This window comes from Psychrobacter sp. PAMC 21119 (assembly GCF_000247495.1).
Taxonomy (GTDB): domain Bacteria; phylum Pseudomonadota; class Gammaproteobacteria; order Pseudomonadales; family Moraxellaceae; genus Psychrobacter; species Psychrobacter glaciei.
This window is the reverse complement of sequence record NZ_AHVZ01000038.1, coordinates 30,535-46,220: the sequence shown is the minus strand read 5'-3', so window position 1 is coordinate 46,220 and position 15,686 is coordinate 30,535. Positions and strand designations below refer to the sequence as shown.

Annotated in this window: 14 protein-coding genes; 4 read left to right on the top strand and 10 right to left on the bottom strand. The window is 41.1% G+C overall.

What is annotated here, in order from left to right:
• Positions 1–23 precede the first annotated feature (23 nt).
• Positions 24–1,340, bottom strand: coding sequence for a tRNA pseudouridine(13) synthase TruD (gene truD / locus RH96_RS12210; protein WP_010201371.1), 1,317 nt, complete (start codon positions 1,338–1,340; stop codon positions 24–26).
• A gap of 203 nt (positions 1,341–1,543) precedes the next feature.
• Between truD and RH96_RS12205 the strand changes: the two genes are divergently transcribed.
• A complete protein-coding gene (locus RH96_RS12205; RefSeq protein ID WP_010201370.1) occupies positions 1,544–3,181 on the top strand; it encodes an FAD-dependent oxidoreductase in 1,638 nt (545 codons plus the stop codon).
• A gap of 238 nt (positions 3,182–3,419) precedes the next feature.
• Entirely contained in the window at positions 3,420–4,043 is a 624-nt protein-coding gene (locus RH96_RS12200; protein WP_010201368.1) for a GNAT family N-acetyltransferase, read from the top strand.
• A 30-nt stretch (positions 4,044–4,073) separates the two neighbouring features.
• Here the strand turns inward: RH96_RS12200 and RH96_RS12195 are convergent, their stop codons facing one another.
• Positions 4,074–4,271: a hypothetical protein gene (locus tag RH96_RS12195; protein WP_227500968.1), complete on the bottom strand. Its 198-nt coding sequence runs from the start codon at positions 4,269–4,271 to the stop codon at positions 4,074–4,076.
• 465 nt (positions 4,272–4,736) lie between these two features.
• Here RH96_RS12195 and RH96_RS12190 point away from each other — a divergent pair, with 465 nt between their 5' ends.
• Entirely contained in the window at positions 4,737–5,198 is a 462-nt protein-coding gene (locus RH96_RS12190) for a DUF2846 domain-containing protein (RefSeq protein ID WP_010201361.1), read from the top strand.
• Positions 5,199–5,271: 73 nt separating this feature from the next.
• On the opposite strand, the gene gorA is transcribed toward RH96_RS12190, so the two are convergent.
• The 3 genes from gorA to RH96_RS12175 all read right to left on the bottom strand — a co-directional run bounded on the left by gorA (position 5,272) and on the right by RH96_RS12175 (position 8,053).
• Entirely contained in the window at positions 5,272–6,627 is a 1,356-nt protein-coding gene (gorA, locus tag RH96_RS12185; protein ID WP_010201360.1) for a glutathione-disulfide reductase, read from the bottom strand.
• A gap of 183 nt (positions 6,628–6,810) precedes the next feature.
• Entirely contained in the window at positions 6,811–7,263 is a 453-nt protein-coding gene (locus RH96_RS12180) for a threonine/serine exporter family protein (protein WP_010201359.1), read from the bottom strand.
• Position 7,264: 1 nt separating this feature from the next.
• Positions 7,265–8,053, bottom strand: coding sequence for a threonine/serine ThrE exporter family protein (locus RH96_RS12175; RefSeq protein WP_026037344.1), 789 nt, complete (start codon positions 8,051–8,053; stop codon positions 7,265–7,267).
• 130 nt (positions 8,054–8,183) lie between these two features.
• On the opposite strand from RH96_RS12175, the gene RH96_RS12170 reads away from it, so the two are divergent.
• Positions 8,184–8,465 carry a DUF503 domain-containing protein gene (locus RH96_RS12170; RefSeq protein ID WP_010201357.1) on the top strand — a complete coding sequence of 94 codons (282 nt, stop codon included), beginning with the start codon at positions 8,184–8,186 and terminating at the stop codon, positions 8,463–8,465.
• A gap of 17 nt (positions 8,466–8,482) precedes the next feature.
• Here RH96_RS12170 and RH96_RS12165 read toward each other — a convergent pair whose 3' ends face one another.
• The 5 genes from RH96_RS12165 to uvrA all read right to left on the bottom strand — a co-directional run bounded on the left by RH96_RS12165 (position 8,483) and on the right by uvrA (position 15,192).
• Positions 8,483–9,658 (bottom strand): hypothetical protein, encoded by a 1,176-nt coding sequence (locus tag RH96_RS12165; RefSeq protein ID WP_010201356.1) that lies wholly within the window; start codon positions 9,656–9,658, stop codon positions 8,483–8,485.
• A 97-nt stretch (positions 9,659–9,755) separates the two neighbouring features.
• Positions 9,756–10,688 carry an S-4TM family putative pore-forming effector gene (locus RH96_RS12160; RefSeq protein WP_010201355.1) on the bottom strand — a complete coding sequence of 311 codons (933 nt, stop codon included), beginning with the start codon at positions 10,686–10,688 and terminating at the stop codon, positions 9,756–9,758.
• Positions 10,689–10,693: 5 nt separating this feature from the next.
• Positions 10,694–11,728 carry a hypothetical protein gene (locus RH96_RS12155; RefSeq protein WP_010201354.1) on the bottom strand — a complete coding sequence of 345 codons (1,035 nt, stop codon included), beginning with the start codon at positions 11,726–11,728 and terminating at the stop codon, positions 10,694–10,696.
• Between the two features lie 68 nt (positions 11,729–11,796).
• Positions 11,797–12,081 carry a hypothetical protein gene (locus tag RH96_RS12150; RefSeq protein WP_010201352.1) on the bottom strand — a complete coding sequence of 95 codons (285 nt, stop codon included), beginning with the start codon at positions 12,079–12,081 and terminating at the stop codon, positions 11,797–11,799.
• A 204-nt stretch (positions 12,082–12,285) separates the two neighbouring features.
• Positions 12,286–15,192 (bottom strand): excinuclease ABC subunit UvrA, encoded by a 2,907-nt coding sequence (gene uvrA, locus RH96_RS12145; RefSeq protein WP_010201350.1) that lies wholly within the window; start codon positions 15,190–15,192, stop codon positions 12,286–12,288.
• Positions 15,193–15,686 lie beyond the last annotated feature (494 nt).

Sequence of the window (15,686 nt, the reverse complement as noted above, 5' to 3'; positions counted from 1 at the left end):
ATAGTCGAAGGACCGCATACGCTTTAGTGTATTAATTGTTTTGTTATGCTTGCCAAAACACTGGTGGCAAAGCTGCCTGTCGTTAAAGTAAAATTTAGTACCAAGATTTGCGTCTCACCTTTATCCTGCCATTCCCAAGACAGCGCTTCAATAGGTAGGCGTAGCGCGCGTCGTTGTGCTTTTACATCACGCTGCTCTAAGCCATTTGCCAAGCGAGCCAATAGCGGTTTTTGCTGAATCAGGTCATTCTCGATATCTGCCGCCACACCGCTGACTTTATCGTTATCCTTACCCCATAGCACAGCAGTGGGATGGATATCACCCGTCTCAAGGCGTGTACGCAACGTATCGTCTATCTCTTCGCTAGTAAATATTGACCCTGAACCATCTAAGTTAAACACTTCGCCTGCCAATCCAGTATTCCAGCTGCCATCACACACTCGTGCTGCCAATATCTCATTGAAAATTAGACTACGTGCAGCAGACAACTCCATGCTGTTTTGCTCTCGTGGTACGCGCTTACTTTTGCTCTTTTTGGATTGTGGTCGGCTTTGTTGCGGTGGACGCGCGAACAGCGATAATGCTTCTCTAATATTATTGCCATTACGTCCGAAGCGTTGAGGACCAAAATAGTTGGGCACGCCAGTTGTGCCGATGTTTGCTAAATGCTGCTCGACACCTTGCTTTGCCAATGCTAATTGCTCAGGTGTTGGCGATATCGTATCAAAATCAGTAAATTGGATATCACGCAAGGTAATGATGAATTGGTTGGCACGATGCGTGCCGCGATTGAGCTTTTTATTGTGCCATTGCTGATCGAGGATAGTGACCGATTCATTGGCTCCGATATCTATCGGTGCAAACTCAACAGTTGGCAACTGCTTTTTAGGTATCCGTAAGCTGAACCACTGCGTTGTCAATGCATGGCGATCTTTCAGACCTGAATAGCCAACATCGCGCAGAGGAATTTCTGCCCACTCTGACAGCAGTTTTGCCAGATATGCGGTGTTCATCCCTGATTTTTGGATATGCAGCCATAAATGCTCACCTTCACCTGTGAATTCGAGCGGCAATAGCTCATTAACGATGAAATCAGTTGCGTTGGCTTTATAGGTTGCTTGCTGTACAGGTGGTTGAATAGGCTGGGGTAACTGCGCAGTATCCGTCGCTGCGGTAATATCGATGCTTGCTATATCAAACTGCTCATTATCTTGAGTACTTTCAAGAGCGGATTGAGGGCTAGTATTAATATCTGTGATGGCATTAGAAGAAGTCATAAAATCGTCTTTTATTTTGAGGATAAATTTTAAAAAGAAGCGTTCAAGATAAGGATTAACCATTAAAGATTACGTTTTGCAACGCAGTAAACATACAAAAAAACAGCGTGTGCGAAAGGGTCTTGCTACTATCAATGCATAGCGTTTTAAAACAGCATTAAAAAAACAGAGAGAAAATAATGTTTTTCGTTGAGACTGACTGATGCGATAGGGTTATTTTCAACACGTTTGATTCAGGAAACCATTATAACTGTTAAGGAAGACTTATGACCAATGCAACGATTTACACAGTGACTATTAATAAGGCCGATATTGCCAGTGGCGGCATGAAATCGTACAAGCAAGATGATGATAGTATCATCTTAATTACCCGCGACGACGATGATTTTCAGGCGTTCGATGGTAAATGCCCGCACGCAGGCGCAGATTTAGGCACAGGCTTGCGTTGTGGCAATCGCGTGGTCTGTCCTTGGCATCATGCGACGTTTGATAGCCGCGATGGGACGCTATTAGAGCCAATAGCGACCGAAGGCCTAACTCAATACAAAGTGACCGATAACGGCGATAGCTTGACGGTGAATACCTCAGCGAAGATAGATAAACAGATTGCCAATGATAAGCTTATCGATACACATACCCTCATCGTGGGCGGCGGTGCGGCTGGTTTTATGACAGCGCATCAACTGCGTAACACTGGCTATGGTGGCAAAATCACCTTGATTAGTGCTGATGACAAAGCCCCTTATAACCGTCCATTATTGTCCAAAGCATTTTTAGCGGGCAATATGCCTGAAGAAAAGCTGCTCCTGGGCGGTGCAGATTGGGCGAGCAAACACGATATTAACTTACTCTTAAATAAAACCGTCAGCGAAGTAATGCCCAATGAACGTACGATTGTCATCAAAGATAAAAATGGTCATAGCGACACACAAACCGCTGATTTCTTAGTGGTCGCAACAGGCGCTGAGCCAAATATTCCACCCTTTAAAGGGACTGAGCTTGATGGCGTTTATACACTGCGCAGTATGGATGATGCCAAATTGATCAAAGCGGCCAGTCACGATCAGCGTGTAGTGATTGTCGGTACTGGCTTTATCGGTATGGAGGTCGCTTCCGCATTGGCACAAGCAGGCACGACGGCTTCTATTACGGTCATCGGACAAGATCATCGGGTGATGGGAAATATTGTCTCCGAAACGGTCAGTAATGCGCTGATTAAGCTGCATGAGGAAAAAGGCATTCAGTTTGTCTTTGATGCCAGTGTGACCGAAATCGTTGAGGTAAAAAAAGCAGATGAGACTAGTGACAGCAATTTTTCGCAAGTTGGCGGTATTAAACTAGCAAATGGTGAGCAAGTTGATGCAGACATCGTGATTTTAGGGACTGGTGTAGCACCACGTACAGAAATGTTCGAAGAAGTAAACGCGCCAGATGGCGTGCAAGTGGATGACCATTTGCAGCTACGCGATGGGGTTTATGCATTGGGCGATATTGCGAAAGCTTCTGGACAAATGGGACGCATGCGTATCGAACATTGGCGGGTGGCCTTACAGCATGGCTTGGTCACTGCTGCCACTATCTTAAACGACCCCAATGTCAACTCACTAGCAGAGCGCATTCCTTTCTTTTGGACGATGCAATATGGTAAGAGCCTACGCTATAGTGGTCATGCCGCGACACCTGATAACAGTATCTTATTCGGTTCACCAGATACGTTAGATTATATCGAATATTACTTTGATGATCATAAGGAAGACACACGTGCTAGTGCGGCTAGCACTTTAGGGCGTGATAAAGAACTGGTTGCTTTTTCTGAGCTACTTCGCCGTGGTCATGCGCCGACGCGTGCACAGATTAACGCTGGATTTAATATTATCGATCAAGCGCAGGCGTTATCGCCCTAGCACTCAAAATGTATACGTATTACTATTAAGGCTGGCCTATTAATTTGGGTCAGCTTTTTTAATACACATAGTCAGTTCAATATAAAAAATATATGACAAATACAAACATCCAGCTGGGATGAGTTTCTCTCGCTTGCTGTGTGCTTTGCATTCCAGAGGCTTCGAAAAATTCATCCCAGCAGTAATGTATTCTTTTTAAAGTAAATCCACTATAGCTAATAAAAGGAAAAATTATAATATGAATAAAAACACTATGAATAAAGATTACTTGAGCAAAGACTCGGTATTTTTGCGTCAGGCGGAAGCAAGTGATATTGGCGCACTGGAGCAGTTATTAAACTGCTGTTATCGGGAAACGGCAGGCTGGACCAATGAGGCAGATTTGGTCGGCGGTATTCGTATCACGCCAGATGAGCTGGCTAATACCATCGCAAATCCCAAACACTATCTGTTTGTGTATCCAAAAACAACCAGTGGTGAAGGTGAGGCAGAAGAAACGGGTGAGCTACTCGGTTGTATCGCGGTCGATATCAAAACCGATGCTAACTCAAATAAAAAAGCTTATATAGGTATGTTTGCAGTACATCCTGTGCTACAAGGGCAGGGCGTTGGCAATGTGATTTTGCAAGCAGCAGAAACCTTCGCTACTCGTCACTTATCGTCAGATGGGCAAGTAGCTGATAAAAACCCTGCGCGTTTGACCATGTCTATCTTGAGCCATCGTCCTGAGCTTTTGGCTTACTATCAGCGCCGCGGCTATCAGTTAAATGGTAATAAAATGCCATTTCCAAACGATGGCAATAATGGCGAGCCAAAACGTGAGGATTTAGAATTATTGGAGTTAGAAAAAATGGTTCATTAAAAAATCTTGAATGTTCAAAGGTTGATTTTATTAACCCCAAAAATGTCCAAAGGTCATAAACAGCCCAACACTTAGCAGTATAAATGCCACGATAATTAAGCGCTTAAACCAGTTAAATGCTGGCAAGCGCGTGGCATTGTCATCAGACATGAGATAAGCAAACAAAAACAACAAGCTTGCTGCCAATGTCATGATCCCAATACCAATCGGTAATATAAATAAGTACACCTGCCACACAGTCATCTCTCAACGGTCAGTATTAATTGCATCATAGCAGTATCGGGATTGTGCTGTCAGTATGAACGTGACTTCACTTAAATTTCCCAGAGCTATTAGAATAGAGGTGATTCAAGTATAGAAAATAGATATTGAATAAAAATAGGCAAATATCGAGAAACTAAGTTGGATTCTAAGATATAATTCTATATAGTTTTAGTAACTTTATAGATACATTAAGAACGAGGGGATTAGTGATAAATAATCAACGAAAATCTCAATTATCAGTAATAGTCATATAGATATCACATGGCTATTACTGATAATTGAGGCACTTGCAAAACCAGTTTTAAGGTTTATCGAGCGAGTGATGAGTTGGTTTTGACTATTGAAACTGAGCCATGTTCCTATAACTTATTCATAATAAAGTCATTGAAATATATTAAATAAAGCCACCCTTATTCTTAGAGAGATAACATGCTAAAAAAAATCGCTTTTCTAACGATTACATCAATACTATTTGCCGGTTGTGCTTCTGTACCCACTGAAAATATCGAAGTATCTAGCGTACTCAAGCAAGTGAAAGCACCTAGTGCCAACAATGCTGGTCTATATATTTATCGTAGCAATAGTTTGGTGGGTGGGGCTTTAAAGAAAGATGTGTGGGTAGATGATGAATGTATTGGTGAAACTGCACGAGGCACTTTCTTCTATCATGAAGTACTAGGCAATATGCCGCACAAAGTTTCTACCGAATCTGAATTTTCTCCTAACGATTTAATGATTGATACTACAGCGGGTAATAACTACTTTGTAAAACAATATATTAAGCCAGGTTTAATTGTTGGTGGTGCGGGTGTTAAACTGGTACCTGAAAGTGAAGGCAGGGAAGCAATCGCTGACCTCAAACTCGGAATAAAAGGGACTTGTAGCAAGTAGTGCAAGTCACTATCTATAAAGAAAGGCTACCTCGTTAAGGGTAGCCTTTTTTAATATATTCCAATCTATCAAACTAACGCATCGTCACAAATTCTTCTGAGCCAGTTGGATGAATGGCAACGGTATTATCAAAGTCCGCTTTAGTCGCGCCCATTTTGATCGCGACCGCAAAGCCTTGAATCATCTCATCGACACCAAAGCCAAGACCGTGTAGACCAATAACTTTTTCATCATCGCCCAAGCACACCAGTTTCATCATACATTTCTGACGATGCTGGGTTACCGCGCTATACATCGAGGTAAATGTTGAGTTATAGCATTTGATATTGTCTTTACCATAGCGCTCAACCGCGTCGATTTCAGACAAGCCAATCGTACCGATAGCAGGGTGGGTGAAGATAACCGTCGGTATCAACGTATAGTCTAAATGCTCATTAGGCTTGTTGTTAAATAGGCGCTCGGACAGACGGCGACCTGCGGCAATCGCCACTGGGGTCAAATCCACACTATCTTCGATAATATCACCGACCGCATAGATATTTGCAACATTGGTGTTTTGGAACTTATCGACTTTGATTTTGCCAATTTCGTTTGTTTCCACACCCGTTACTTGCAGGTTGATATTGTCTGTCGATGGCGCACGACCAATCGCCCAAATCAAGCAATCTGTCGCGTCTAAGCTGCCATTTTCAGTACATAAAGTCAGGCTACCATCTTCATTTTTATGGACTTCCGTGAGCGTGGTATTGGTATGCAATTGAATACCGTCTTGCTCCATCTCTATGAGTAATGCCTCTACCACACTGTGATCAAATGAGCGTAGCGGCGAGTGCTGGCGTACGTATAAATGTACCTCAGCGCCCAAACTGTTTAACACGCCTGCGATCTCGACAGCGATATAGCCTGCGCCCACAATTGCTACGCGTTTTGGCAAATGGTTCAACGCAAAAAACCCATCAGAGTCGATGCCGTATTCTGCGCCTTTAATATCTGGCTGAATCGGGTGACCGCCCGTGGCAATCAAAATATGGTCAGCGGTAATCAGCTCGCCATTCACTTCTACGGTATTGGTATCGACAAATTTGGCAAAGCCTTTGATCACTTCTACACCGTTTTTGGCCAAATTATTATCATAAGAGCGGTGAATATTTTCGATATATTGTTGACGGCTCTGCACCAATTTTTGGAAGTCAAAACCTTTAACATCCACATCAAAGCCATAGTCTGGCGCATATTTATGAATAGCCTCGGCAACTTGCGCGCCATACCACATTACCTTTTTGGGTACACAGCCCAAGTTCACACAAGTACCGCCCAATTGGTTGGCTTCGATAATGGCGCATTTTTTGCCATAGCTCGCCGCACGGTTGATGGAAGCAATGCCACCGCTACCGCCGCCAATGGCGATATAGTCATAATGTTTGGTCATAATGAATCTCTTTATTAAGTTGTTATTGGTGCTATCTTGGACTCTACCGTAATGGGTCTTATCATCCATCTTACAAGTTTTTTGTGGTTAGGGTATGTTAAGTCGCTTCGATGTGGTTAGTATCTCACTAAAAACAGCCTAACATTTAAATGCCTAAACCCGCCTAAACCCGCCTAAACCTATTTAAACAATGGCACGACGTCTATAAAATAGCAGCCCGGGAATGGACAAGCCCAGTACCAATCCTGAAGTCACAAACAATGCCTCAAACAAATACACCATCATTTGGCTAAACAATTCATCTGAAAAACCAAAATAGCCAATCTGTACCATACTCACCATCGCCTTATAAGCAGCGATACCGGGCATCATACAAATGACACTGGGCGAAATTAACGCTTTGGGCGGTAGCGTGTATTTCTTGGAAAAATACACGCCCAAAAAGCTGGCAAGCATCGCCCCAAAAAAGCTAGCAACCACGAGATGCACATGTTGATAAACAAGAGCCGTCTTTAGTCCAAAGCCAAAAGCGGTCATCAGCAAACACGGTAAGATATAGCGTTTGGGGACGCTAAACATCAGCGTCCAACCAAGAGTGATAATACACGACAGCACAACGGTCTCAATGAACCACATCTCAAAACCCCCAGTGCTGTATTTGCATTAAAACCAGTGCCATCACGATGCCAACGCATGCAGACAAGGTGAGCATATAAGTAAAGACCGCACGCCCAACGCCAATATTGACATAGCCTTTTAAGATATCGGATAAAGAATTAATCAAAGGAAAGCTTGGCACCAGTAGCAGCACGCTAGAGGCCACGGCGATATCTGCATTGTTACCAATATCAAAATAATAGGTCGTCGCCCCAATGAGCGAGGCAATAAAGGCCGTCACAATAACGGTGATAAAAGGGTTGAAGTGGTGCTTGGACAGGTAAATACGAGTGAGCATCGCCACCATACCTGCGATGAATGTCACCGCCGTAATCGACCAGCTGCCGCCATTAAGATAAGCAAACGCCGCACATGACGCCCCAACAAATACGCTGACTAGCCATGTTGGATACACTGTTTTATCTAACTCATCAAAGGCAAGAGTAGTGCGGTCAATCAAGTCATTATGATTGACAGTGGTTTCGGTTTTATTGATTATTTGCTGGATCTGCACCAATAAATTAACATTGATGCTCTGATTGATCGTGTCTCTGGTGGTAGTGATACAGCGCTCATCACAGATGGTCGTCAGGGTAATGGCATTAAAGTTCAGCGAACATTCGACGCTGTTCATCCCTAAGGCAAGCCCTAAGCGTTTGGATAAGTCCACCACCACGGCAGACTCAGCGCCATACTGCATAAGGAGTAAGCCGCAGCGCACGCATAGTCGAGTAATGTGCTGCTGCTTTACGTAGCTGATAGAAGTCATGGGCGAGATACGCAGGTTGGTTGGTATTGATACGTTATTATAAAGGGTCTGGATGCTGACGCGCAGACATTATCGGATATTATGTTTGATGCTACTATAAAGTATAAACTTTTTTGGCAAGGAGCATAAAATGCATATCGCTATTTTGACATTGACGTTTTCATTGCCTGGATGCAGCTCGCTAAAAGAAAAGCGCCAACGCATGGGCGGCTTGCATGCGCGCTTTGGCAATACGCCAAGCATCGCGGTATGTGAGAGCGGTGAACGTGATCGGCATGATGCCAGTGAGTGGACGTTTGTGATCGTTGGACTGTCTAAACGTGAGGTTGAGTCGCAATGTAGTCAAATTGAGGAAAAGCTAGAACGTACGGTGGATGCAAGGGTGATGAATATTGAAAGAGAGTTTGTTTAGATAAGGGTCGGTAATCTCTAATCTAGAACAAAAGAGTTGACGACAATGTGGCTGTTTTCTTTTAATGATTTAGCAGTTTGTGATGTGGGCTTAATTTTTGATTGTTCAACCAATACGCAGTGATCATTCATACCTTTGCCAAATTTATAGTTTGGCGGGCATATAATTGCATTTGTTAAGTCTCGAAAGATAACCTGGCCATGTAAATAGACAGGATTTTTGCAATCTTCGATACAGTCTGTATCGTAGTCCGCGCTTATTATTGTGCATTTATCATCAGGACTACAAGTTGTACTGATATTCCAAAATCTAATGATTTTTTGATTTAGTTCCTCATAATCTGTCTGTGAAATCTCATAAATTTGAGCTTCAGTATCCTTGATACCTACAAAATCAGCTATAGGAACCTTAATAGTGTTTGAGCTCAATATCATGATTTCTAATAGAGCTAACACACCAATACTAATATCAATAAAGTAGTTAACAACTTCTTGAGAAGCGACTCTGACACTATTGAAAATGCTATAAGGTATCCAGATTAGTACAATAATAAGATATGCAAAAAAATTCGGAATGCTAGAGTAATTTAATGCATTGATAAGTATTAAAAAAGGTGTAAAAGCGAGAAAAGAAACAAATCCAAACATAAAGCCATTAAATACTATTTTATACCTTTCTTTATTACTTGTTTTCTCCCACGTGTCAAATAATAAAAAAATGAATAAAAGTGAAGATGAAAATATTAAATATACTAAATATTTTGTTTTTATAAGGTTGGATATTTCTGTAGGTATGAGTATAAGTAGTGGTGACGATAGACAAATAGACAGAAATATAATAATTGGTCGCTTATATTTCTGATGAGTTTCTTCATATAGCTCCAATTGTTCAGTATACAATAGTCTTAGAATTGTTGGAGCGATACAAAAAGCGAAAAGGAAGCCAGTCAGAACAGCGAAAATTCCGAACGTTAATGCTGACACAGTGCTATTATCTAGCAAAGCACTGTAAGTTAGGGAAGGGTAGCCAATTTCCAACAGGTAAAACTTAATAAAAAAGCGTGATGAAAGGTAGGCAATTATTGTACTGCCAAGCAAACCACTAAGAATAGCCCAAGATTTCTCTTTTAATAGACCAATTAACTTATTACTCAGTGGGTTAGTAGGTGTTTGGTCTGAATTATCGCTATTCATTAATGACTATCCAATTAACTATTTTTTTTGAAATTTTTATATTTATTTAAGCATATAAGAACTTGCCGATAGGGAAGTATAAATTCTAATATTGTAATTATTGATGATCATTAAGATATTGCTGCATTCTATCGTCAGATTCTCCCTCATGATCATCTTTATATATTCTATGTAACCAATCAGGTATAGGTCGTGCAGTTTTTCTATGAATATAAATAGCTGTTTGTAGTTTACGGCACTCCGATTTAAAGTCACCATTAAGTAAATTATTAGAAGTGGTAGAGTCTATTAAGTTTTCGTTGATTTCTCTTAGTCGATCTATCTCGCTAATTGTCTCTTTATGTTCCACAATAATATTGAAGAAAAAAACGCAAATAGGTAATGATATTAAAACAAAATTTGTAATAAAATTTCTTAGCGTGACATTGTTGAACCAACCCAATATAAATACTATTAAAAGTATAAGAATTAGTAAGATGGTCGATATGACGATAACAATATTTCTTAATGATGTATCCCAACAAAGATTTTGCTGTTGACAAAATGCAATAGCCCTAGGATATTCAAAGCTGGCAGCCTTAGCAGTGTACCAATCTGTAAAACCTGTATAGTTAGGATTACGATTAGCAAACTTGCTGCTTTTCTTAAATATTAGTTCAGTGTTAGGTTTTTTACCAATATTTATATTATCCCAAGGTAAATCAAAAACGTTAGTATCAAACATCTCCTGAACTTTCGCAGCATTTCCTTTCAAGGATTTTAAAATTTGATTAAGGACTAGAATAGAAGTAACGGAAATAAAACCTATGAAAGCCGATATATATGTTGCGTAGTTTTTATCAAAATTTACAAGATTGAATGAAGGATAGTTACTGATTACGAATATTAAGAAAGAAACGATAACTGGAAGTCCAACTCCAATTAAACTGTTTAAAATCATTATAAACTTTATTTCAGTATACAATTGGCTTTGAGCTTGTAACTTTTTGATATTTTCTGGCTCGTTCTGGCGTTCAGATATATTTGTCATACTTATTATCCAGTATAGTCAGGAAAGGTACCACCAAAAAAATCTTGCCACTTTTTGATACTTTCTTTTTGTTTTCCATCAAATTCATATTGTCTAGCCAGTCTAGCCTTTTCCAATGAATTATTCATTCTATTTTGAATCGCTAACTGCTGTTCAAAGCTTAATGCATTGATATTATAGGAAATACCTTTAGGATCGTTGACAGTCATAAAAATGTTGTTCGTTAAATATTCAAGAACTTTTATAATTTCTATGTCTACGAATTCTGAAACATCATTATTTTTTGATAAGTTAATCTCATTTTGATAATAATCACTAATCATTGTTTCGAGTAGGTAAGAGGGTATTGTTACTTGATAGGTACGCTGGTTCCAATACTTTAAAGCTCGTATGACATTTAATATATTTCCGCTACATGCTTGGTTGATTGAGCTTAGTCTTACTCGATCTTTTCTAGGGTCTGTTTTTCTCCAATCGCCGTTTCCATTTGGAATCAAATAATAGTTCCGACCATCAGCTTCTTCTGAAGTCATGAAACATGGTAAAAGGTCAAAATTCCATTCATATGAGGTTAATTTCAAGGTTGCAGCTTCACCTGTTCGCTTGATTTCAGCTTTAGCATATTGGTCTATTTCACCAAGGTTTTTTACAAACTTATTTACTATTCTGGTTGAGCTTAGAGTATTTTCTTTTCCTAAAGTTGTATGTCTAAAATTATTAAGGCGACCATTATAATTGTCTGGGAAATAAATTTTAATGTTATCAACTGTCGATTCAAGATAACTGCAACCATCCGCATTGATACCCATCATTGTGTCAATGTCATCGAGAGGTCTAGTCTTTGTTTTACGTTCGAATGACCCATAATTTAAATTATAGGCTCCATGTAGAAATGGGAATGACGTATCGTTCGTAGGAAAAAGAGCAATTTTACTTAAAAGCCAGTTTCTACTGCTTCGTGCTTTAGCAACTCGTGCTTGGTCTAAATTTACCGTTTCTTTCATAAATTCATTAAATGCTTGAATTACAGTAGTAGCCATGATGCCCTCTTAAGAATAGAATTATATTTAGAATCGTTAGTTTTCTATACATGAAAAATATAAAGTTTTTATTCTGTACTTGTTTTAATATTATAGTCGTCAGCTTTGCTAATAACTTGTTGCTTAAGATTAGCTTTAATTTCGCTAACCATATTCATCACTCTAGCATTAGAAGAGTATTTCAGAACCTTGTTATCCACCATTTTCTCCATCTCTTTAATGACTTTATTAACACTCTCTGAGTCTCGGGAATTAAGTTTGAATGTTCCTAATCCTTCATCAAACTCAGTCATAAACTGTTCTAGTTCAATCAATTCATCTTCTAACGCATTCAAGCATTTAATTTCAAACATTTATTATTCTCTCATAGGAAATTAAATTTTGTTGAGAACCACTTTATAGTAAAAAGATTGTTAGCAGAAGTATTTAACGAAGATAGGCGACACTATTTGACGTGTAGATTCAACTTTAAATTAACTACTAATAATACAATTGCATCCAACAAAAAAGGCCACCCCCTAAAGAGTAGCCTTTTATCAACGATTAACCAGTTTGTATCAGCTTACTTCTTTCATCGCTTGCTCAAGCATCGGCTTCAAGAATATACCCGTGTAGGACTCTTTGACTTCCGCTACTTCTTCAGGCGTACCTTCAGCGATGATCAGTCCACCACCTTTACCACCTTCAGGGCCAAGATCAATCACCCAATCCGCCGTTTTAATGACGTCAAGATTGTGTTCGATGACCACGATGGTATTACCCTTATCACGTAGCGCATGCAAGATATTGAGCAGCTTATCGATATCATGGAAATGCAAGCCAGTGGTTGGCTCATCCAAAATATAGAGCGTCTGTCCCGTATCGCGTTTAGCCAGCTCGCGCGCCAGTTTAACACGCTGCGCTTCACCACCTGATAGCGTGGGTGCAGACTGACCCAAGCGAATATAGCTCAGACCAACATCCATGAGTGCTTGCAGGCGACGATAAATCGCTGGAATGGCTGAGAAGAACTCAGTGGCATCTTCGACTGTCATATCGAGCACATCAGCGATGGTTTTGCCTTTATAGTGAATTTCTAAAGTCTCGCGGTTATAGCGCTTGCCTTCACAAGTATCACACGGCACATACATATCCGGTAAGAAATGCATCTCAACTTTAATAAGACCATCACCTTGACACATCTCACAGCGTCCGCCTTTGACATTGAAGCTAAAGCGACCAGCTTTATAACCACGAGCGCGCGCTTCTTGGGTTTGTGCAAACATTTCACGTACTGGGGTAAACACGCCCGTATACGTCGCTGGGTTTGAGCGCGGCGTACGACCAATCGGGCTTTGATCGATATCGACCATTTTATCCAAATGCTCAAGACCGCTGATGCTGTCATGCTTATCCGCGATGAGCGTCGAAGCATTGTTTAACTGAGTCGCGGCAAGTGGCATCAAAGTACGGTTAATCAAGGTCGATTTACCAGAACCTGAAACACCTGTGATACAGGTCATGATACCGATTGGTAAAGACAAATCAACATCGTGTAAGTTGTTACCAGACGCACCTTTTAGTTCAATGGTCATCGGTACTTTTTTCGGTTTGGCTTTACCTTTTTCCTCAACCTCTATCGTTTTGGCTTTGTGACGAATCGCTGGAATCTCGATTCTTTTCTTACCAGACATATATTGTCCAGTCAGTGATTCTTTATTGGCCATGATGTCATCGACCGTACCTTGAGCGATGATATGACCGCCATGTACGCCTGCACCGACACCGATATCGATAACGTGATCCGCTTGGCGAATGGCGTCTTCATCGTGCTCAACGACCAATACCGTATTACCCAAATCACGCAAGCGCGTTAAGGTTTTTAATAGACGATCATTATCACGTTGATGCAGACCGATTGATGGCTCATCAAGCACATACATCACGCCCATCAGACCTGCGCCAATTTGGCTAGCAAGACGAATACGCTGTGCTTCACCGCCCGATAGCGTTTCAGCAGAGCGGGCAAGGGATAGATAATCAAGTCCGACACTGACGAGGAAGTTTAGACGCTCATTAATCTCTTTAAAGATTTTTTCCGCGACTTCACCTTTATGACCACCAATTTTTAGTGTTTTATAATAATCAGCCGCATCACCGATAGACATTTTGACGATTTCAGCAATGGTGTGCTCATCGACACGGACATTGCGTGAAATCTCATTGAGACGCGCACCATCACAGACGTTACAAGTGGTATCAGCCAAATATTTGGCTAGCTCGTCACGGACGAGATTACTTTGCGTTTTAGCATAACGACGCTCCAGATAAGGCAGTACACCTTCAAATGGTACGGTCTTGTTAGTCTTGCGACCGCGCTCATCGGTAAAGTTAAAGGTCAGCTTTTCTTTACCAGAGCCATTCATAATAAGGTCTTGCTGCGCGTTGGGCAGATCTTGCCACGGTGCATCCATGTCAATTTTAAAGTGCTTGCAGACAGTAGAGAGCAAACCAAAGTAATAAGCGTGACGCTTATCCCAACCATTGATGGCACCTTGATTAAGCGATTTTTCATGATGGGTAATCAGTTTCTCAGCAGAGAAATACTGACGTTTACCAAGACCATCACAGCTTGGGCAAGCACCATACGGATTGTTAAAACTGAACATGCGCGGCTCAAGCTCAGACACGGCACGATCACAAACAGGGCAAGAATGCTTGGCTGACATGACTTGGTTTTCATCGCCGCCTTCTTTTGGATTGCCATCCATAAAGTGTAGCGTCACCAAACCTTGGCCTAAGCGTAGAGCAGTCTCCAAACTTTCAGCGACGCGGTTGCCCAAATCATCACGAACTTTAAAGCGGTCAACCACCACTTCGATGGTGTGTTTTTTCTTCTTATCGAGTGTTGGTAGCTCATCGGTGTCATAAACATCACCGTCGACGCGCACACGGACAAAGCCTTGGCCAATGAGCTGCTCAAGTAAGACCGTATGCTCACCTTTACGCTCACGTATGACGGGTGCCAAAATCATAATCTTGGTGTCATCTGGTAGTGCCATGACTTGATCAACCATCTCAGTCACCGACTGCGCGACCATTGGCTCGCCATGCTCAGGGCAAAACGGCGTACCAATACGCGCATACAGCAGGCGCAGATAGTCATAAATTTCAGTAATCGTACCGACCGTAGAGCGCGGGTTATGGTTGGTTGATTTTTGCTCGATAGCAATCGCAGGGGATAGACCCTCGATACTATCGACGTCAGGCTTCTCCATTTGCGAGAGGAACTGACGCGCATACGCCGACAAGCTCTCGACATAACGACGTTGCCCTTCGGCATACAAGGTATCGAATGCCAATGAAGATTTACCAGAACCTGATAAGCCAGTAATGACCACGAATTTATCTCGTGGAATGTCTAAGTCGACATTTTTTAAATTATGAGTACGTGCGCCGCGTATTGCGATATGGTCATGTGCCATCGGTGATAGGTTTCCTATTTGCTAAAATGGTATTTAAAAAAGATGGTCGTCGTTCAATAATAATATGAGTAACTAATATGAGTAACTAATGACTATGGGTAATTTAAGGTGAGTTTATGGGTTAAACAAAAGCGTGGATAGTTCTCAAATGCATATCGTTTGATAAAAGTTAAGCGTTGTATCGAACAATATGAATAACTGTTTTTATTTTGTGCTTTGTTTTGACTTTAATAAGCAAATCTAAATCAAATCAGTGTTAACTAATAGGGAGGGTTTGTTATAAATTTATCCAAGCTGTATCAGTTCAAGCTGTGTCACTTTAGGATATGCCTTTTTATAAGGACATGCGTCATAAGTGCTGTTTAGGCAACAATGTCTGCGCTGCCTTGCTTTATTGTCATGATGGAGGGATTATTCAAGGTATGGTGACCCATCAGATGCACTTGGTAACAAAATTATGGTGTCACTCCTACAGGTGAGCGCAGGAATGGTCA